This is a genomic window from Paenibacillus oralis (assembly GCF_003863965.1).
In the GTDB taxonomy this organism is placed as follows: Bacteria; Bacillota; Bacilli; order Paenibacillales; family Paenibacillaceae; genus Fontibacillus; species Fontibacillus oralis.
Map to the genome: position 1 here is coordinate 6988370 of NZ_RRCN01000001.1, position 19580 is coordinate 7007949.

Here is a 19580-nt window from a genome sequence, read left to right on the forward strand (position 1 = left end):
CGCTCGAATTAGCGTTCAGCTGCCGCGTTAGGTTTCCCACTCTAATTGCCGCTTAGCTACCGCGCGGGTTTCCCGCTCTAAATGCCGCTTAGCTTTCGCACGGAATCCCGCACGATCAGCTCCGGTTCAAACACCGTATCCTCATATCTATCGCCCTGTTCGATCATGCCGATCAGTTGCCTCGCCGCCAGCTCGCCCATGACGGTTTTCGGATGCGTCAGCGTCGTCAGCTTCGTTCCCGAGGCGGCCGCCAGGCTGGAGTCGTCGAACCCGATGACGGAAAGATCCTCCGGAACCCGCAAACCGCAGGCTGCGGCGGCGTCCATCAGGATGACCGCGAGTTCGTCGTTGTAGCAGACGAAAGCGGTCGGCCGCTGCTCGGGCGGCCCTTGCAACAGCTCGATGGTCCGCATATACGTAAAGTCGGCCTTCTGCTCCGTCGTATAAGTCACAACGTGCTGCGGCGAGACGGAAATTCCGTATTCCCGATGCGCCGACAAAAAGCCCTTCAAACGGTTAACGCCCTGCAGGTCGTCCCTTTTGAAAAATCCGGCGACCTGCCGGTGCCCTTTCTCCAGCAGATAACGCGCCGCCTTGCGGCCCCCCGCCTCGTCGTCCACCTTCAGGCAGGGGCATTCCAGCTCACGGTATTTTTCGTTGATCATCAAATACGGAATTCCCTTTTCCTGCAGGTCCAAAAAATACCCCAGATTCGGATTTCCCTCCGCGCTTTTCGTCGGCTCGATAATCAGGCCGCTAAGCGGCTGGCTCGTCATCAGCTGCAGACTGTCCATTTCCTTCTCTTTCGTGTTGTCCGTGCTCGACAGCAGCAGGCGGTACCCCCGGCTGCGCAGCTCCGCTTCCGCCCCCCTGACAATATGGGGGAAAATATAATCGGAAATGTACGTCGTAATGATACCGATCGTTTTGACGGCTTCGCCTTCCCGGCGCTCGGGATTACGGGCAAATGTCCCCTTGCCCTGAATCCGCTCCAGCCAGCCGTCTTTCTCCAGCTCCCCGAACGTTTGCCGCACGGTCTGACGGCTTAAGCTAAACTGCTCGGCAATTTCATTTTCCGATGGAAATTGGTTGCCGGGCTGCAGTTTTCCGGACTCCAGCCACGACAGCAGTTCACGTTTCAATTGCAAATATTTTGGAATTCTTTTATCGTTCATTTCTCGTCCACCCTCACAATTACCTATATACCCGCTATTGTATCACATGCCGGGTGAACGCATAGGTTAAGCAAGATACGAAACCAATGCAACTGCCGGGGCCGTGAATCGGCTGCGATTACGCAAGCAATATCCACCCGCTGGTCCGACTCGGCTGCGATTAACGCAAGCGGTATGCGGCGTCGCTCCAGCGCAGCTCGTTTTTGAAGCGCTGCACGGAGGTGTCTTTGTCGATGAACACCGCTTCGATGCCGGCCATTTCCGCCCAGTCCGCCAGATTTTCCGCCGTGATGGCATAGGACAGAACGGTATGATGCGCCCCGCCGGCCAAGATCCACGCTTCCGCTGATTCGCGCAGCGACGGCTGCGGCTTCCACAACACGCGGGCCACCGGCAGTTTCGGCATCGGCTTGTCGACCTTCACGCCGTCCACGACGTTGACGAGCAGCCGGAACCGGTGTCCCAGGTCAACCAGCGAAGCGTTCACCGCCGGTCCGTCCTGGCCGTCGAACACGATCCGCGCCGGATCCGCCTTGCCGCCGATGCCCAGCGGATGCACTTCGATCGCCGGCTTCGTCGCCGCGACCGTCGGGCATACCTCAAGCATGTGCGCGCCCAGGATCATGTTGTTGCCCGGCTCGAAATGATACGTGTAGTCCTCCATAAAGGACGTGCTTTTGTTGTTCGCCAGCACCTTCAGCACGCGCGTCAGGGCCGAGGTTTTCCAGTCGCCTTCGCCGCCGAAGCCGTAACCGGCTTCCATCAGGCGCTGCACCGCCAGGCCCGGAAGCTGCTTCAGCCCGTGCAGGTCTTCAAACGTTGTCGTAAACGCGCCAAACCCGCCGGCCTCAAGGAAACGCTTCATGGCGATTTCCAGTTTTGCCTGATAGGCGATCGAATCGCGGACCGGTCCTTCGCTTAAACCGGCTTGCGTGATCGTGTACGTTTCCGCGTATTCTTCCAGCAGGGCCTTCACTTCGGCGTCGCTCACCTCATTCAGCACCTGCACCAAATCGCCGACGCCGTAGCCGTTCACCGACCAGCCGAACTTGATTTGCGCTTCGACCTTGTCGCCTTCGGTCACGGCCACCTCGCGCATATTGTCGCCGAACCGGGCCACCTTCAGCTGGCGGCTTTCGGCGTATGCCGCGGCCGTCCGCATCCAGCCGGCGATGCTGGCGCGCACCTCCGCGTCCTCCCAGTGGCCGACGACGATTTTGCGGGCGATCCCCAAGCGGGCGCCGATGTGACCGTATTCGCGGTCGCCGTGCGCCGATTGATTCAGGTTCATGAAGTCCATATCGATCGTTTCCCACGGAATATCGCGGTTAAATTGCGTGTGGAAATGAAGCAGCGGCTTCTGCAGCTGAGACAGTCCCGCGATCCACATTTTGGCTGGGGAGAACGTATGCATCCAGGTAATGATCCCCGCGCACGACTCATCGCCGTTCGCCTCCAAAATCAATTTGTATATTTCATCAGAGGTTTTAACAATCGGTTTAAACACCACCGGAAACCCAAACACCGGATCTTTGCCGAACTGCTCCGCGATGATCCGGGAGTGCCCGGCAACCTCTTCCAGCGTCTCCGGTCCGTACAAATGCTGGCTGCCTGTCACAAACCAAAAAGAATGCGGTTTCAAATGCATCATAATATAAAACGCCTCCTAAAAGTATTGTTCCTTCCATCGCCAACTTGTACATACATCAGAATACAAAAAACTTGAGATAAAATGTTGTACGTACAAATTTTGATACTTTTATTTTAAAGTCGTCCGTTCAAAAAGGCAATAGCGTTTTTCGCTAAAAAGCGCCGTGTATAATAAGAAAAACACCTAACGGCGTCCTTTAATGGCTCTGACTTCTACTTTGGACGTTACTCTAACGGACACCAGCGACCTTATCTGCCTATTTCCCGGGTATTTCCCAGCCTAACGGACACCAATGGCCCTATTTCGCTCTAAACCCGTTCATCCAGGCCGATTTGAGGTAAATAACGGCATCTGTGTCCGTTACATTTTGCAAACTCCCGTTTTTTCGCAAATAACGGCTCTGGTGTCCCTTAGCCCCCTGATTCTCCTCCCTCGGAATTTTATACTTTCTGATATGTTTAAAAAAACGGACCCCCAAATCGGAGCCCGTTTTTTTCGGTACGTATCCTTTATTCCAATATCCCTGCGGCCGGCGTAACCCCAAACGCTTTAGCCAAATCGAGCAGCTGCGCGTCGGTGATTCTTTGCTTGATCGGATGGTGCACGACCAGCATATAAATCTGCGCCGCCTTCTCCACCGTCTCGATTAGCCCAAACGTTTCGTCCATCGTGCGGCCGGTGCCGAAAATCCCGTGCTGCGGCCAAATCACGACGCGATGGTCGCGCATTTTGGCGGCGGTGGCCCGCCCGATTTCCGGGCTGCCTGGAACCATCCACGGCACAATGCCGACGGCGTCCGGAAAAACGACCAGGCATTCCGTACACATTTCCCACAGCGTTTTCGTCAGCTTTTTCTCGTCCAGGTCATGAATGAACGTCATCGCCAGCGCGTTAGTGGCATGGCAGTGCATGACGATCCGGTGTTCGGGATCGGCCTTCAACCGTTCGATGTGGCTCATGAAATGCGAGGCCAACTCGCTGGTCGGAACCGCATCGTCGCGCAGTCCCCACAGCACGGAGATCCGCTCCCCGTCTGCGGCAACCCGCACGACGCCCAGGTTCGCTTCCGGATCGGAGATCACGTTCCGGAAATATTTGCCCGACCCCGTCACGATAAAATATTTGCCCGCCAGCTCCTTCACCGGAAAAGAAAGCGGAATGCTTCTCGTCTTCTCCTCTTGCCCGGCGCCAAGATATTTAAGCACCTCTGCTTCGTCCAGCAAATAACTAATGTTGCCGCCGTTGCGTTCGTCCCAGCCCAGCCGCCACATGTGATACGTAATCTCCGCCATTTCCCGGACAAAAGGAATTTCCAAGTCCCGCGAACTCCGGCTTTTCTCCATCTCCGTTATCGTATTCACAGCAGGTTCCTCTCCTTATATATATTTTGAAAGTGCGTTAACGCAATCTTACCCGCGAACCGCCAGGACGTTCTCTTCGTATTTTTTCACGTCCGCCAGCCACGCTTCTCTCACCGGAACGCCCTGCGCAGCGCAGAAATAATCCCAGATCGCCCCGTACGGATACGATTTGAATTCTTCAACCAGCGCCAGCCGGGACGTGTAATCGCCCGCAAGCTCCAGCTCCTTCAACCGGCCGACCGGCTCCAGCATCGCCCGCAGCAGCGCTTTAAGCGTGTTCCGGGTGCCGATCACCCAAGCCGCGATATGGTTGATGCTGCCGTCGAAGAAATCGAGCCCGATATGCGTGCGGTCCAGCAGATTGCCGCGAACAAGCTCCCGGGCGATATCCAGCAGCTCGTCGTCCATCGTGACCACATGGTCGCTGTCCCAGCGGACCGGACGGCTGACGTGCAGCAGCAATTGATCGCCGAACAGCAGCCAGGAAGACAGCTTATTCGAAATCGTTTCGGTCGGATGGAAATGGCCGGAATCGAAGCATACCGCTTTGCCTCTCGTCAGCGCATAGCCCATATAAAACTCATGCGATCCAACCACGTAGCTTTCCGAACCGATGCCAAACAGCTTGCTTTCGACAGCGTCGATGTTATGTTCTTCGCTGATCTCCTCGGCGAAAACCTCGTCGAGCGCTTCCTTCAGCCGCACCCGCGGCGACAGGCGGTCGACCGGCGTATCCTTGAAACCGTCAGGAATCCAAACATTCGTCACGCACGGCTGGCCAAGCGTCTTGCCAAACGATTCGGCGATTTTGCGCGAAGCTTTGCAGTGGTCGATCCAAAACCGGCGGATTTCCGGGTCGGGATGACTGAGCGTAAACCCGTCTTTCGCTTTATCATGCGAAAAACAGGTCGGGTTGAAATCGAGGCCCAGTCCCTGCTCCTTCGCCCAGTCGACCCAACCGGTAAAATGCCGCGGCTCCAAGGCATCCAAATCTACGACTTCGTTCGTGTCGGCGTAAATGGCGTGCAGGTTCACCTTATGTTTTCCCGGAATCAAGGCGAACGCCTGCTCCAAGTCTTTTCGCAGCTCATCCGGCGTCCGCGCCCGGCCGGGATAGCTGCCGGTGACCGCGATGCCGCCGCTCAGTTCTTTGTCTTTGTGCAAAAATCCCCGGACATCGTCCCCCTGCCAGCAATGCACGGACACTTTGATTTGGGCAAGCCGCTTAAGCGCGCCTTCGACGTCAATCCCGTGTTGTTCGTACAGCTTTTTGGCTTCGTTATAGCTGTTTGTTATGCTTTGCTCCATCGTTTTCTCCTCCTCTTTTTTTCATTGTGGATGGACCGTCGGCGCCGTAAGCGCCGCGAACCGGCTGCGCGCCTCAGCGATCGTTCCGGCATCGACCGGCTGCGGGGCATAACTGCGAACCGGAAAAGAGCGCCGGATGATTTCCCTGGCCTCGCCGATATTCCGGATAACGCCGCAGCTCACCAGCTGCACGGCCAGATTGCCCAAAGCGGTCGACTCCGCCGGCCCCGCTTCCACCGCGATCCCCAGCACGTCCGCCGTCAGCTGGCATAACAGCCCATTGTTGGCCCCGCCGCCGACGATATGCAGGGTGTTGATTTTTTTCCCGGTCAAACGTTCCAATTCTTTAATGTAAAAATCATAAGATAAGGCCAGGCTGTCAAAAATGCATCTCGCCACCTCGCCCGGCGTATCCGGAACGGGCTGCCCGGTCTCCGCGCAGTAGCGCCGGATTTCCTCCGTCATCTGCCGGGGGTTGAGGAAGCGGTCGTCGTTGCAGGAAATCAGCGAACGGAAAGGCGGAACTTCCTCGGCCAGCGTGACGAGTTCGGCAAAGCTGTACTGTTTTCCGTAATCCTTGCGGACCTCCTGGATCAGCCACATGCCCATGATGTTCTTCAAAAAGCGGTACGTCCCGTAAGCGCCCCATTCGTTCGTATAGTTCCGCTCCATCGCCTCCCGCGTGGCCAGCGGCGCATCCCGCTCGACACCGATCAGCGACCACGTTCCGCTGCTGAGATATCCCCAGGATTCTCCGCGGGCCGGTACGCCAAGCACGGCGGAAGCCGTATCGTGCGTTGCGGCGCAAATCAGCTCGCATTCGGGAAGATCGTAAGCCTGCATCAACTCCGGCTTCAGCGGGCCAAGCGGCGTTCCCGGTTCGGTCAAAGCGGGAAACTTCGCCCGCGGCAACCCGAGCAGGGCCAGCAATTCCGGATCGTAATCCCGGGTTTGCAGGTTCAGCATGGCCGTCGTCGAAGCGTTTGTCGTTTCATGTATCCGCCGCCCCGACAGCAAATAATACAAATAGTCCGGAACAAGCAGGATCTGCCCGGCGGCCGCCAGCTCGCGGAGGTCATGAGCGTACAATTGATACAGCGTATTAAAAGAGAGGTGTTGAATTCCGGTTTTGGCGTAGATCTTGGCAAACGGCATTTGCCGGTGGACCTCGTCCACCGCCTCATTCGTACGGGGATCGCGGTAAGAGAACACGTCCCCGATCCGTTCGCCTTGGCTGTCCAGAAGCGCATAGTCCACCGCCCAGGTGTCAATGCCAAGCGTGCATTTTTCAATGCCGAGCCGTTTAGCCTCCGTCAGCCCCCGCAAAATTTCCCGGAACAGATGATCGATATCCCAGTAAAAATGTCCGTTTTTCTCCGCAAAGCCGTTGTCGAACCGGTGGATTTCCCGCAGCGTCATCAAACCGTCCTGCAGTTCTCCCGCCACAAGCCTCCCGCTGGAGGCGCCGATATCGACAGCGATATGATGATTCATCCCTTCAGCGCTCCTCGCTTTGAAATGTTCATTTTCATCCTACGCCCGTTTTTCTGTGTTGTCAACGAAATAAAGATTGTTTATGTTGTTTTATTTTTGTTTTTGTCTGATTTATGACATTGATAAGGTTAAGGATTACCGCTATGATGAAATGGAAGCCTAGGCCAATTGGGGCCTTGCAAAAAGAACGAATCCCGAGGTGAACGCCATGCTGGCGGCTGAACGAAAGCAAAAAATCATCGACCTGCTGCATCAGGACAAACGTGTGCTGGTGTCGGAATTAAGCCGGATGTTCGAGGTGACGGAAGAAACGATCCGCCGCGATCTCGAAAAGCTGGAGAAGGAGGGGATCGTCAACCGCACCTATGGCGGCGCCATGCTGGTCCTGCACACGAACGAGGATCTTCCGTATACGACCCGCAATACGCTGAACGTGGAGGTCAAGCGGCAAATCGCCCTGAAAGCGATGGACCTGGTCCATGACGGCGATACGCTGATGGTTGACCCGAGCTCGACCTGTTTTGAATTTTTGAAAACCTTGCCGCCGAAAAACAACGTCACCGTCATCACCAATTCCGTCAGCGTGCTGCAGGAATTCGCCGGCTCCGGGCTGCAGGTCATCTCGACCGGCGGTTCGCTGCGCGGCCGCTCGCTGTCGCTGGTCGGGCCAACCGCCGAACAGACGGTGCAAAAATACAACGCCGACACCGCTATCATCAGCTGCAAAGGCATGTCGCCGGAAAAGGGCGTCTCCGATTCCAACGAGCCGGAATGCGAGCTCAAGAAGCATATGCTGCGCCATGCCGGCAAAGTGATCCTGCTCGCCGACCACACCAAATTCGATAAAACCGCCTTCGTCAAGCTGGCCGATTGGGAGCAGATCGATTATTTGATCACCGATCGCCGCCCTTCTGAGGCTTGGCTGAAGCTGCTGCGGGACAAAAATATCGAGGTGCTGTACTAACCGACCAGCAGGGCAAACACAACGCCAGGGCCGTGCACGCCGATCGTCAGGTCGTTTTCGATGTCCGCGGAGCGGCTTGGCCCGGAAATGAAATGAATGCCGGCCGGCAGGGCGGAGCGTCCCGCTTCGTCAAATTCGTCCAGCACCTCGCCGAGCCGCGTCTTCATGCGGTCGACAGGGACGACGGCGATCAGCGCCGTCGGCAGCAGGCTGACCGAGCGGCCTTGATCCGGGGACGATTTGACGACCAGGGAGCCGGTGTAAGCCACGGCGTAATCGGCCATCACGATGCCGAAATCAGCCTCCGCCGCGCGGGCGATCCACGGCTCTTCGGCAGCGGTGTTCCACACCGACAGCCGGGCGCCGGAAGCGGTGAGCGCTGCTTCCAACCCAAGCTCCGCCAGCGCGGGATCGTTTTGGCGCAAAATATACCGCGCCTTCATTTCCTCCGCTTTGCCGAGCATAAACGCCTTGGCCGCGTCCATATCCGCCAGCCGCACCACATGCCCCCCGGCGCTCGTGAAGTTTTCCGCAAACCGGTTAACCCGCTCCTCCGGACTCCATGCGAACTCCCGCCAATAATCCGGCGCTCCCCTAAAGGCCCGCGGCGGAGCCTCCTGCAGCCTCGGCCGCTTCAAGCGCTCCGCGATCCGGTCCATAAACTGCTGCTGCTTGGCGCGCGAATCCGCTTCCATCTCCTTGAGCCAACGGCCATATTCCTTATCCATCATACGTATGACCTTCTTTCTGCGCGGATGCCTGGCCGGCCGGTTGCCGGCCTGAAGGCTGCTGCCCGCCGGCCAGCCTTTGCTTCAGCGCGTCTTGGAGCCGCTCATGCGCGTTCCGGCTCGCCGCCGGCTGCGCCGCTTGGGCCGCCGCGTTCAGCTCGCGCTCCAGCCCGCCCCAGCGCTCGCGGAACGGCTGCCGCGCTAGGCTCGGAGCGACGCGGTAGCTGTTCCAGCCCGTCAGCGGGCCGATCCGCGCCGGAATTTCGCCGCCGCGCACGACGAGCTTTTGCGCTACGCGCCCGAGCTTCAGCGCCTGATGAAACCGCTTGGAGCTCGCCATCACGGCGGCGAAGCCTTTCATCCCGGCGTTCTCCAGCTTGTTTCCATAGCCACGCTCGACCTTTCGTCTGCGCAGGTAAACAAGCATGTCATGCAGCGGGATTTTGACCGGGCAAGCTTCGTAACAAGCTCCGCACAGGCTGGAGGCCGAAGCGATGTCGTCCCATTCGGCCACATTGCGGTTGAGCGCCGGCGTCAGCACCGCCCCGATCGGGCCGCTGTACGTGCCGCCGTAAGCGTGACCGCCGATGTGGCGGTACACCGGGCAGGCGTTCAAGCAAGCGCCGCAGCGGATGCAGTTCAGCAGCTCCTGGAACTCCGGATCGCCGAGCTGCTCGGAGCGCCCGTTGTCGAGGATGATGATGTGCATCTCTTCCGGGCCGTCGCCATCGCCGGTTCGCCGCGGGCCGGTAATGCCGGACATGTAGACGGTCAGCTTTTGCCCAGTCGCCGAACGCGGCAGCAGCGTCGCCATCACTTCGAGATCGGTCCAGGACGGGATGATCCGTTCCATGCCCATAAACGTGATCTGCGTTTTCGGCACGGTCGACACCATGCGGGCGTTGCCCTCGTTTTCGAACAGCACGATCGATCCCGTCTCAGCGATGGCGAAATTGCAGCCGGTCATGCCGATGTCCGCTTCCAGAAATTTGGCGCGCAGCTTCCGCCGGACAAAACCGGCCAGCACGGCCGTTTCGGGCGGCAGCTCCTCCCCCGCCTCGCGCGACAGCAGTTCGGCGATCTGGTAGCGATTTTTGTGGATCGCCGGGATAATGATATGCGACGGGGCCTCCCCGGCGAGCTGGATGATGTATTCGCCCAAGTCGGTTTCCACCGTCTCCACGCCTATGTTTTCCAGCGCTTTGTTAATGTGCAGTTCCTCGCTCACCATCGACTTCGATTTGACCACGGAGCCGGCGTGCTTGCGTTCGGCGATCTCCAGGGCGATGCGGACCGCTTCCTCGCCGGTCGCGGCAAAATGGATGTGTGCGCCGTTGGCCCGGGCCTGCTCGGCAAACCGGTTCAAATAGTAGTCGAGATACGCGATCGTATGCAGGCGGATCTGCCGCCCGCGCTCCCGCCATTCCTCCCAATGGCCGTGATCCTCGGACGCTTTCTTTTTCCCGTTCCGCAGCCGTTCCGTCGTAAAACGCACCGCTTTGCGCAAAAAATCGTTGTTCAGCGCTAGCTCCGCGCGTTTTTTGACCGTGGCAGGACGGGTTTGGGCTTGAGTTTGGGCTTGAGTTTGGGTTTGGGACGCTGTTGTACTTCCCTGGCTCATGTTTCGCGCACCCCCTCGTACAGCAGTTCGGCCAAATGCATGACGCGCACCGGCTGCTTGCGGTAACGCAAATTGCCGGCGATGTTCATCAGGCAGGCCATGTCCAGCCCGGTCAGCACCTCCGCCTCCGTCTCCAACACGTGGTCGGCTTTTTCCGTCACCATCGCCCCGGAGATGCCGGCCATCTTCACCGCAAACGTCCCGCCGAAGCCGCAGCAATCCTCGGCGAACGGAAGCGGAACCAGGTCCAGTTCCCTGACGTTTTGCAGCAGCGCCATCGGTTCGTCCTTGATGCCCAGCAGCCGGCTGCCGTGACAGGAAGGATGGTACGTCACTTTATGCGGAAACACAGCGCCCAGGTCGGTGACACCCAGGACCTGCACGAGAAACTGCGTAAACTCGTACGATTTGCTTTGCAGCTCCCGCGCCAGCTCCAGCCGGACGGGATCGTGTTCGAACAGCTTGGGATAGTGGTGGATCATCCCGATGCACGACCCCGAAGGCGCAATGACAAAGTCACTGTCCTGAAAAGCCTCCAGCAGCGTGGCCGCCGACTTCCGCGCCTCGTCCCAGTACCCGCTGTTGAACGCCGGTTGTCCGCAGCACGTCTGCTTCTCCGGGAACTCCAGCTTGACGCCAAGCCTTGCGAGCAGCCGGGCCATCGCCTCGCCGATGCGCGGGTAAACCGCGTCGCTGATGCAGGTGATAAACATCGACACCTTGATGTCCGGGGCGGCGGCCGGATCTGTCTTCACCGCTGAACTCGTTGCGATCCCCCCTGTTTCCGCACGCACTTCATCGTCCGTTTGCATGTCCATCTTAGGCACCTCCCATGCGTTTTCTTGCTAACCGTTGTTCGCGGCAGCAACGGATGCTCCGGTCAATCCGGTCATCCGCTCAATCCGGTCATCCGCTCAAACCGAGATCAGCTCGATTGACCGCTGGCCAAGCTCACCCAAAACCGCTTTATCCGGCCGGTAATCGGTAATGATCGTATGCAGCCGCTCGGTCGGAGCCACATGGGCAAAAGACTGCTGCCCGAATTTGCTGGCATCGGCCAACAGCACGACCTCGTCCGCGATATCGATCATTTTCCGCTTGACCATGGCCTGCAGCTCGTTCGACTCGCTGATTCCGCGCTCTAGATGGAATCCTTTGCATGACAAAAACAGTTTGTCGACGTGATACGCGTCCAGCGAACGCTCGGCGAGCGGCCCCACCCAGGACATCGAACGCCGCGCCATCTGCCCGCCCGTGGAAATGACCTCGATCTGCTCCTTGTTCCCGAGCTCGGCGGCGACCTTTAGCGAATTGGTCAGCACAGTCAGCGGCATATCCGGCAAATCGGCCGCCATATACCAGGCCGTCGTGCTCGCATCGAGCAAAATCCGGTCCCGGGGCTGAATCCGTTTCACCGCTTCGCGGGCGATCCTTTTTTTCTCCTCCGCCTGCATGACCTCGCGTTCGAAGTAAGGCGTTTCCGGCTGATGGTCACGCACGCTAACCGCGCCGCCGTGGGAGCGGAGCAGTCGCCCCGCGTTTTCCAGCCGGTCCAGATCCCGCCGGATCGTCTCCTCGGTCACCTGGCACAGCTCGCTCAGCTCCGACACGCGTATGCTGCCGCGTTCGTTGACGAGGCGGACGATTTTTTCATATCTCTCCGCAGCTAACATCTGTATCCTCCTGCCCTGTCTTTTCTGGTCTTCATATTAGCGAACAAATTAGCGAACGAAAGCCGCTGGTACCCCGCCGTCGATCGTCAGCATGCAGCCGGTCGTTTTCGCCGCTTTGGACGAAGCGAAGAAAGCGACGCCCTCGGCGATGTCGCGCGGATAAATGTTGACGAGCAGCGTCGTCCGCTTGCGGTAGTACTCCTCCAGTTGATCCGGCTCGATGCCGTAAGCGGCGGCCCGCTCATTGCGCCAACCCGAGTTCCAGATCGCCGAGCCCTGCAAAATCGCATCCGGCAAAATCGTGTTGACGCGGATGCCGATTTCCCCGCCCTCGGCCGCAATGCAGCGGGCCAAATGGGCTTCCAGCGCTTTGGCGGAGCTGTAGGCGGTGACGTTTTTCCCCGCATATACCGAGTTTTTCGAGCCGATGAACACCATGCTGCCGCCGGTATTTTGCTCCTTCATCAACTTGAACGCTTCGCGCGCCACGAGAAAATACCCCGTACCAAGCACGGAAATATTCAAATTCCATTCCTTCAGCGATGTTTCCGTGAACGGGCTGGAGGTGGCGAGTCCGGCGTTGTTGACGATGATGTCGACGCCGCCGTAAGCAAGCGCCGTTTCAGCATAGGCGGCCGCCACCTGCTCTTCCTGCGTCACGTCCATTTTGACCGCCAGCGCCCGGTTTTCCCCGTATTTGGCGTTGATTTCGGCGGCCACTTTTTGCGCGCCTTCCAGGTTGAGGTCCGCGAGCACAACATGCGCCCCCTCAAGGACCAAACGCCGCGCCGTTTCGCTGCCGATGCCGCCCGCTCCCCCGGTAATAAAAGCGATCTTGCGGGAGAACTCCGCTTCCGCGGGCGCAAGCGACAATTTGTACAGCTCCAGCGGCCAGTACTCTACGTTATAAGACTCGTTTTCGCTAAGCGAAACGAATCGGCCCAGCGCGGTCGCCCCTTTCATCACCGCGACCGCCCGGTGGTACAAAGCACCGCTTAGCTTGGAGTTGCTCCAGCTTTTGCCGGTGTTCAGCATCCCGAGGCCGGGGATCAGGATCACGCGGGGGGCGGCGTCAAACATGACGTCGTCCGCCTGCTTGTTGCGCTCGAAATAAGCCTGATACTGCTCTTTATACGCGGCGATGCCGTCCTTTAATTTGTTCTTCAGCCCGTCGATGTCATCCGCGTTCGGCGTCCAGTCGACAAACAGCGGCACCACCTTGGTATGCACCAGGTGATCCGGGCAGGCGGCGCCGATTTGCGACAGCTGCGCGGCATCCTGGCTGCCGGCGAACTCCAGCACGTCGGCTTCGTCGTCGAACGTAACGATCACCGGCTTGTCGCTGCTCGCCAGCCCTCTAACCAGCGGCATCACCGCCGCCGCGATCTGTTTGCGCTGCTCCGCCGGAAGCGGCTCGGCTTGCCGCCCGCCGAACACGCGGCCTTCCGCGGCTTGCGCCTGGATCTTCGCTCCGATGTAGCGCTCCGCTTCATTGATGATCGCGATCGTTTTGGCGTAGCAGGCTTCCGGCGTATCGCCCCAGGTTACGAGCCCGTGCTTCTCCATCAGCACCAGCTCTGCTTCGGGATTGGCCAACACGCCTTCGGCAATCATCTTGGACAATGTGAAGCCCGGCCGGATATAAGGTACCCAGACGAAACGGCCGCCGTAAATTTCCCGGGCAATCTCTTTGCCGTTATCGGCGCAGCACAAGCTGATGATCGCGTCCGGGTGGGTGTGGTCCACATGCTTAAACGGCAAAAAAGCGTGCAGCAGCGTCTCGATCGACGCGCGCGGATGTTTGGCATCGATCATGCAGTTCGCCAAGTAAGCGACCATCTCCTCATCGGACATCTCCTCCCGCTCGAACAGCGGACGAATATCGTCCATGCGCAGGCCGGTAAAGTTCCCCGCCTTCATCGTCGCCAGGTCCGATCCGCTGCCTTTCACCCACATTACCTCGACGTCACGGCCGCGAAAATCTTTTTCGATCGTTTTGCTCGACGTATTGCCTCCGCCCCAATTGCATACCCGGCGGTCCGCGCCCAGCAGGTTAGAGCGGTACACCAGTTCATCAAGCCCGGGAGTTAATGCTGCTGCTTTGGATGAATCCCATAAGTTCTGAACCATGTTTTTGTTTTACCTCCATTTTTGAATATTTGTTTTTTTCTTTATTTTTGTTTGTTTTAATTTTAAACCATTTGTTTCGTTTTGGATATAGCGCTTTCAAGAAAAAATAAAAAAAATCCTCCGTTCCTTAAACGGAAGATTTTCGAAGTAGCCCGTTGATAACTGTGACAAAGTCCGCCTGCCCCACCGCCTCATTGGAAAATATCCAATAGATTGACGAAAATCAGGCGTAATTTTGAGCTCTAATTGGAAAATATCCAATAGATTTCGCTCAAAGCGCCCGTTTCTCCCCCCGCCTGCCTAATCTATTGGAAAAATCCAATCAAGCAGTTGTATTTACCAGCGATTTTCCAATTCTATTGGATAATTCCAATCAGAACGTTGCGTTGAACCCAGACCGCAGGAATCAGCTATCTGGCTAGAACAGCCTCTAAGGCGCCTGAATGACGACGCCCTTCTTTAAAATCACATTGGCATACAGCGCTTTTTCCCCGGTGGATACGATGGCATAGGCCTGTTTGGCCCTGTCGTAAAAAGCGAACCGCTCCACCTCCTCAAAAGGATCGCTGTCGTCCACCGGATGGTACCGGCTCACGATTTCCCGGTATTTGACCCAAATCGGCGTTTCCACCGCGTCCCCCGGCGTCACCGCCATCAAGGACACGGGCCGGTCGACATAAACATCGAGGGGAAACAGCGGCAGAATCGCCTCCAGCAGTTCGGGGATTCCGTGCCCGTCGCAGCGCACCAAACGCAGGGCATGGCTGGCCGCCGGAAAATTGCCGTCGGCGATGACGATTTCGTCCGAATGCCCCATCTCCATCAAAATTTTGATCAAATCCGGCGTGATCAAGCCGGAAATTCCTTTTAACATACACCGGCCTCCCCAATTTCTTATAGTAAGTAAACGATCCGCCCACCTAGCTGCCGGAACGGGAACGGCCGCCGATCGGAGAAACAGCAAGCCGCAGATACCGCTCATAGGCTGCCGTCCATTCCGCCCGGCGCTCCGGGCTGTCCGGCTCAAAAGTTTGCAGCGGGAACGACGACTTCACCAGTTCCAGCCCCTCCCGCATATCTTTGATCTGGCCGGCGGCTCTGAACTGGACGAGCAGATTGCCGATCGCGCTAGCCTCCACCGGTCCGGCCCAGACCGGGCGTCCGATGGCGTCGGCCGTAAAGCGACACAGCAGCTCGTTCTGAACGCCGCCGCCCACCATGTGCAGGCCGGCAAAACGCGAGCCGGTCAGCGCCTCGGCCTGCTCCAGCACCTGCCGGTAGCGCAGCGCCAGGCTTTCCAGGATGCAGCGAACCGTGCCGCCGGCCGAATCCGGCTCCGGCTGGCCAGTCTCCCGGCAGTAGCTGTGGATTTCCCCCGGCATATCCGCCGGATTCATAAAGCGCAAGTCGTCCGGATCGATCAAGGAACGCAGCGGCTCGGCCTCCTCCGCCAGCCTGACTAGCTCGGCAAACGTGAAGCTGTCGCCGCCCTGCTCCCATTTGCGCTTGCACTCCTGCAAAATCCACAGCCCCATGATGTTTTTCAGCAAATGGAAGCTTACGTCCACGCCGCCTTCATTGGAAAATTGCTGCTCAAACACCGCTTGCGTGAGCAAGGGCCCGGGCATTTGCGTGCCAAGCAGCGACCACGTGCCGCTGACCAGATAAGCGAAGGACGAAGACGCCGCCGGTACGGCCGCTGCGGCTGATTCCGTATCATGCGAAGCGACGGCGACCACTTTGATCGGCGGCGCGCCCAGCTCCGCGCAAACCTCGGCCGTCAATTCGCCGATCACCGTCCCCGGCGGCACCGGTTCCGGAAATATGCGGTCAGGCAGGCCGAGTTCCTCCATCAGCTGCCGGTTCCACGCCCCCCGCCCCGGGTCGTACAGCCCGGTGGTAGTCGCCATTGAAAATTCGCAGGACCGTTTTCCGGTGAGAAAATAGTTCAGCAAATCGGGTGTCAGCAGCAGAGTTTCGGCGAAGTCCAGCTTGGGGGAACCGGCTTTTTTCATCGCGTAAAGTTGATATATCGTATTAAAGGGCATAAACTGCAGCCCGCTCTCGCGAAACAGCCGCTCCGAACCGGCCAAGGCGGATACTTCTTCCACCAGTCCTTCGGTCTGCCGATCCCGGTAATGGTACGGGATGCCCAGCAGCTCGCCGTTATGGTCAAGGAGTCCGAAATCGACGCCCCAGGTGTCGATGCCGCAGCTTGCCGGTTGGAAACCGGCCTGAAAAGCTTTGCGGATCCCGTTTTTGATTTCCTGCAGCAGCATCGGCGTATCCCAATGCAAATGGCTGCCGATTTGGACCGGAACGTTCGGAAAACGGTGGACTTCCGTAATTTTGAGCTTGCATTGGCCTTGTGCTCCCTCATCCACAATCTCGCCAATAATGGCGCGGCCGCTGCCCGCTCCCAAATCAAACGCCAAAACGCAAGGACATGGAAGTCGCCGTTCGCTCACGTTCGTAGACATGGACATGCTTAACGCACCTTCCGTTATTTCATTTTTTGGAGCAGCTGAATCCGGTAATCCTCACTCTCCAGCGCGGCGATATCCGCCACCTCCTGAGCGGTCAGCGGCACCGGCGTTCCCGCCGCCCGGGCGCTTAAATAAATCTTCGCGCTCTCCTCGACAACCTGAGTCCGATAATACGCCTCCCGAAGATTCCGGCCGGTTGTCACGAGCCCATGGTTGCCCAGCAAAATCGAGCTCGCCTCGTTGACTTTGGCCGCCACGGCGTCCGCAAGCAGATCGGTCGTCGGAATCAGGTACGGAATATACGCCGTCCGCCCGACCAGCGCGGCCTGATCCGGAAACATGATCGGCAGCTCCCGCTCGATCAGCGTAAAAGCGATGCAATTCGGCGGATGGGTGTGGACCATGGCGCCGATATCGGGCTTTTGCCGGTATCCGTACAAATGCATCAGCACTTCCGATGACGGGCGCAGCCCAATATCCGTCACCTGTCCCGTCGGAATGTCCACTTCGATCCACTGCTCCGGCCCGATCTCCTCAAGGGCAAAACCGCTCGGCGACAAATACATCTTATCGCCCGCCCGGGCGCTGATGTTCCCGCCCGGCCCCACGACCAGCCCGTTGTCCACGATTTTTCGGGCGTATTTGCAAAGTTCCTGCCGTATGCCTCTGGCATTATCCTGATCCATTTTTGCAATTCTCCTTTTGGGCTTAATATATTGATTTTGATTGTTGGCGGTTAGCTGACTGGCTTTTCGACAAGCGGGATTTCGTCCACTAGATGCGGACTTTCGGCGAAAATGTCTTTCAAAAGGTGGACACTTTGAAGTAAGAAAAGTAATATCCTTAAACCAGTCTGTCTACTATATATAGAAACAAGTCTGCCCCTGATCACCAAATATGGATATTTTCACCTTGCCGCTCCCTATATACCTCATGTCCTCTTTTGAAAAGACAAATTTGCATTTTGTCCTCTGTAAGAATACATTATTGGCCCATCCCGCCCATAAAGGACGTCCGCAGCGGTTTCTACTTATACAGCGGTCCGAACGCCGTGCAGGCGCGGAAGTCGGCGCTTTCCGCGTCTTCGGTGCCGAACAGGCCCCAGGCGCGCGGGCGGAAGATTTTCTCCTTTGGCACGTTGTGCATGCTGACCGGGATGCGCAGGATCGACGCCAGTGTGATCAAGTCAGCGCCGATGTGCCCGTAGCTGATCACGCCGTGATTGGCGCCCCAATGGTCCATGACGTCGTAAACGCTCGTAAACGCGCCGCCGCCGGTCAGGATCGGGGCGAACCAGGTCGACGGCCAGGTCGGGTCGGTCCGCTGGTCCAGCGTATCGTGTACGTGCTCTGGCAGATCGACCGAATAACCTTCGGCAATTTGCAGCACCGGACCAAGCCCCTTCACCAAATTGAGCCGCGCCATCGTCATCGGCATGCCGCCGCGGGTCAAATAATCGGTCGAGAAGCCGCCGCCGCGAAAATATTCCACCGAAGCCGGACGCCACTCCGTTGCTTTCAGCATGCGCTGGGCCTCTTCTTCGCTGATTTCCCAATACGGCTTGATCGCGGGCGCGCCGTCCTTCGTCTGTTCGCCGGTGCCGTCCAGCGCTGCCGAACCGGAATTGATCAGGTGCAAAATGCCAACCGCCGCGCGGCCCTCCAGCTTATAGCCGGTCACCCGCTCCACGGAGGAAGGGCTCCAGTACGTGCGCACATCGGCAAAAATTTGCGCCGTATTGGTCAGCAGGTACCCGAACAGCATGCCGACGCCATTTAAGCTGTCGTTCTCCGTCGCCACGATGAACGGCGATCTTGTTCCGCTCCAATCGAAGGAGGAATTTAACAGCGTCTCCATAAAATCGCCGTTCGGAAAATGATCCGTCCACTGACGCTGCCCCTGAAACCCGGAGGCGATCGCATGATGGCCCTGCGCTTCCTCCTCAAAGCCCAGCTCGGCAAGGCGCGGATTGCCGATCATCAGATCGCGTGCGATCAGCGTCATTTTTACGACTGTTTCCCATTCCCGATCCTTGCGCTCCCGGGACGTTTGCAGGTGCGCCGGGTTGTTGTCCGGCCCTTCCTGACAGTTCTTTTTCACCCAGTCCAGCGCCCGCTTGTATTCCTCGGGATCGTAAATCTCCTCTTCGATCCGGCGCGTAAATTCGCTCATGTCAACGTATTCGTTCCGCATGCCCAGATATTCCTGGAAAAAAGCGTCGTTCACCATCGACCCGGCGATCCCCATCGATACCGATCCCATCGACAAATAGGCCTGATCCCGCATCATCGCCGCCGCCAGGCCGCCGCGGGCAAAACGCAGCAGTTTCTCCTGCACGTCGGCCGGAATCCGGTCATCGCCTTCATCCTGCACGTCTTCCCCATAGATGCCGAACGCCGGCAGCCCTTTTTGCGCGTGCGCGGACAACACCGCCGCCAAATAAACCGCCCCCGGCCGCCCCGTTCCGTTAAAGCCCCACACCGCTTTCGGAATCATCGGGTCGGTATCCATCGTTTCCGTGCCGTAACACCAGCAAGGCGTCACCGTGATCGACAGGCCGACTTCGGCTTGCTTGAATTTTTTCGCCGCGGCCGCCGCTTCCGCTACCCCGCCGATGCAGGTGTCGGCAATGACGCATTCCACCGGCTGCCCGTTCGGATAACGCAGCTCAGCGCTGAGCAGGCGCGCAACCGCCTTGGCCAGATTCATCGTCTGCTCCTCCAGCGATTCGCGGACCCCTCTCCGTCTGCCGTCGATCGTCGGGCGAATGCCGATTTTCGGAAATCCGTTTCTCCATCTGTAATCGTTTTCAACCATACCTGTCCTGCCTCCTTGGCCTTGGAATATGGTCCCATTTTAAAATGAGTTAACCAGCTTCGAGAACCTACTATATTGCCCTATTCGCAGCACAAAACCGCAAAAAAGTGAACCTCTCCCGCAAACCTGCTCCACCCGCCCCGGCATGGATTCCAATTTAGGTTATCCGTCG

At 58.1% G+C, this 19580-nt stretch carries 15 protein-coding genes; 1 reads left to right on the forward strand and 14 read right to left on the reverse strand.

The features are described 5' to 3' along the window. Positions 1–77 precede the first annotated feature (77 nt). The 5 genes from EHV15_RS31145 to rhaB all read right to left on the reverse strand — a co-directional run bounded on the left by EHV15_RS31145 (position 78) and on the right by rhaB (position 6989). Positions 78–1175: a GntR family transcriptional regulator gene (locus EHV15_RS31145; RefSeq protein WP_128634678.1), complete on the reverse strand. Its 1098-nt coding sequence runs from the start codon at positions 1173–1175 to the stop codon at positions 78–80. 160 nt (positions 1176–1335) lie between these two features. Continuing rightward, positions 1336–2826, reverse strand: a complete 1491-nt coding sequence (gene araA / locus EHV15_RS31150; protein WP_178075999.1) for an L-arabinose isomerase — start codon at positions 2824–2826, stop codon at positions 1336–1338. Between the two features lie 509 nt (positions 2827–3335). Beyond that, positions 3336–4169 (reverse strand): rhamnulose-1-phosphate aldolase, encoded by an 834-nt coding sequence (gene rhaD, locus EHV15_RS31155; RefSeq protein ID WP_425464495.1) that lies wholly within the window; start codon positions 4167–4169, stop codon positions 3336–3338. 66 nt (positions 4170–4235) lie between these two features. Then, the gene (gene rhaA / locus EHV15_RS31160) at positions 4236–5495 is read right to left on the reverse strand and encodes an L-rhamnose isomerase (protein ID WP_128634680.1); all 1260 of its coding nucleotides are present in this window, start codon (positions 5493–5495) and stop codon (positions 4236–4238) included. 21 nt (positions 5496–5516) lie between these two features. Beyond that, the gene (gene rhaB, locus EHV15_RS31165; protein WP_128634681.1) at positions 5517–6989 is read right to left on the reverse strand and encodes a rhamnulokinase; all 1473 of its coding nucleotides are present in this window, start codon (positions 6987–6989) and stop codon (positions 5517–5519) included. Positions 6990–7197: 208 nt separating this feature from the next. On the opposite strand from rhaB, the gene EHV15_RS31170 reads away from it, so the two are divergent. Beyond that, entirely contained in the window at positions 7198–7953 is a 756-nt protein-coding gene (locus tag EHV15_RS31170; RefSeq protein WP_128634682.1) for a DeoR/GlpR family DNA-binding transcription regulator, read from the forward strand. On the opposite strand, the gene EHV15_RS31175 is transcribed toward EHV15_RS31170, so the two are convergent. The 9 genes from EHV15_RS31175 to EHV15_RS31215 all read right to left on the reverse strand — a co-directional run bounded on the left by EHV15_RS31175 (position 7950) and on the right by EHV15_RS31215 (position 19408). Then, positions 7950–8681: a LutC/YkgG family protein gene (locus tag EHV15_RS31175; RefSeq protein ID WP_128635636.1), complete on the reverse strand. Its 732-nt coding sequence runs from the start codon at positions 8679–8681 to the stop codon at positions 7950–7952. The genes EHV15_RS31170 and EHV15_RS31175 overlap by 4 nt on opposite strands. Next, the gene (locus EHV15_RS31180; protein WP_128634683.1) at positions 8674–10302 is read right to left on the reverse strand and encodes a LutB/LldF family L-lactate oxidation iron-sulfur protein; all 1629 of its coding nucleotides are present in this window, start codon (positions 10300–10302) and stop codon (positions 8674–8676) included. The genes EHV15_RS31175 and EHV15_RS31180 overlap by 8 nt, the downstream gene beginning before the upstream one ends. Continuing rightward, positions 10299–11027, reverse strand: coding sequence for a (Fe-S)-binding protein (locus tag EHV15_RS31185; protein ID WP_128635637.1), 729 nt, complete (start codon positions 11025–11027; stop codon positions 10299–10301). Before EHV15_RS31185 ends, EHV15_RS31180 begins: the two co-directional genes overlap by 4 nt. 189 nt (positions 11028–11216) lie before the next feature. After that, positions 11217–11975 carry a DeoR/GlpR family DNA-binding transcription regulator gene (locus EHV15_RS31190; RefSeq protein WP_128634684.1) on the reverse strand — a complete coding sequence of 253 codons (759 nt, stop codon included), beginning with the start codon at positions 11973–11975 and terminating at the stop codon, positions 11217–11219. Positions 11976–12023: 48 nt separating this feature from the next. Further along, a complete protein-coding gene (locus EHV15_RS31195) occupies positions 12024–14105 on the reverse strand; it encodes a bifunctional aldolase/short-chain dehydrogenase (protein ID WP_128634685.1) in 2082 nt (693 codons plus the stop codon). A gap of 430 nt (positions 14106–14535) precedes the next feature. After that, a complete protein-coding gene (gene fucU / locus EHV15_RS31200) occupies positions 14536–14979 on the reverse strand; it encodes an L-fucose mutarotase (protein WP_128634686.1) in 444 nt (147 codons plus the stop codon). Between the two features lie 46 nt (positions 14980–15025). Next, positions 15026–16591: a rhamnulokinase gene (locus EHV15_RS31205; protein ID WP_246061839.1), complete on the reverse strand. Its 1566-nt coding sequence runs from the start codon at positions 16589–16591 to the stop codon at positions 15026–15028. Between the two features lie 17 nt (positions 16592–16608). Further along, entirely contained in the window at positions 16609–17277 is a 669-nt protein-coding gene (locus EHV15_RS31210; RefSeq protein WP_128634687.1) for a class II aldolase/adducin family protein, read from the reverse strand. 340 nt (positions 17278–17617) lie between these two features. After that, the gene (locus tag EHV15_RS31215; protein ID WP_128634688.1) at positions 17618–19408 is read right to left on the reverse strand and encodes an L-fucose isomerase; all 1791 of its coding nucleotides are present in this window, start codon (positions 19406–19408) and stop codon (positions 17618–17620) included. Positions 19409–19580 lie beyond the last annotated feature (172 nt).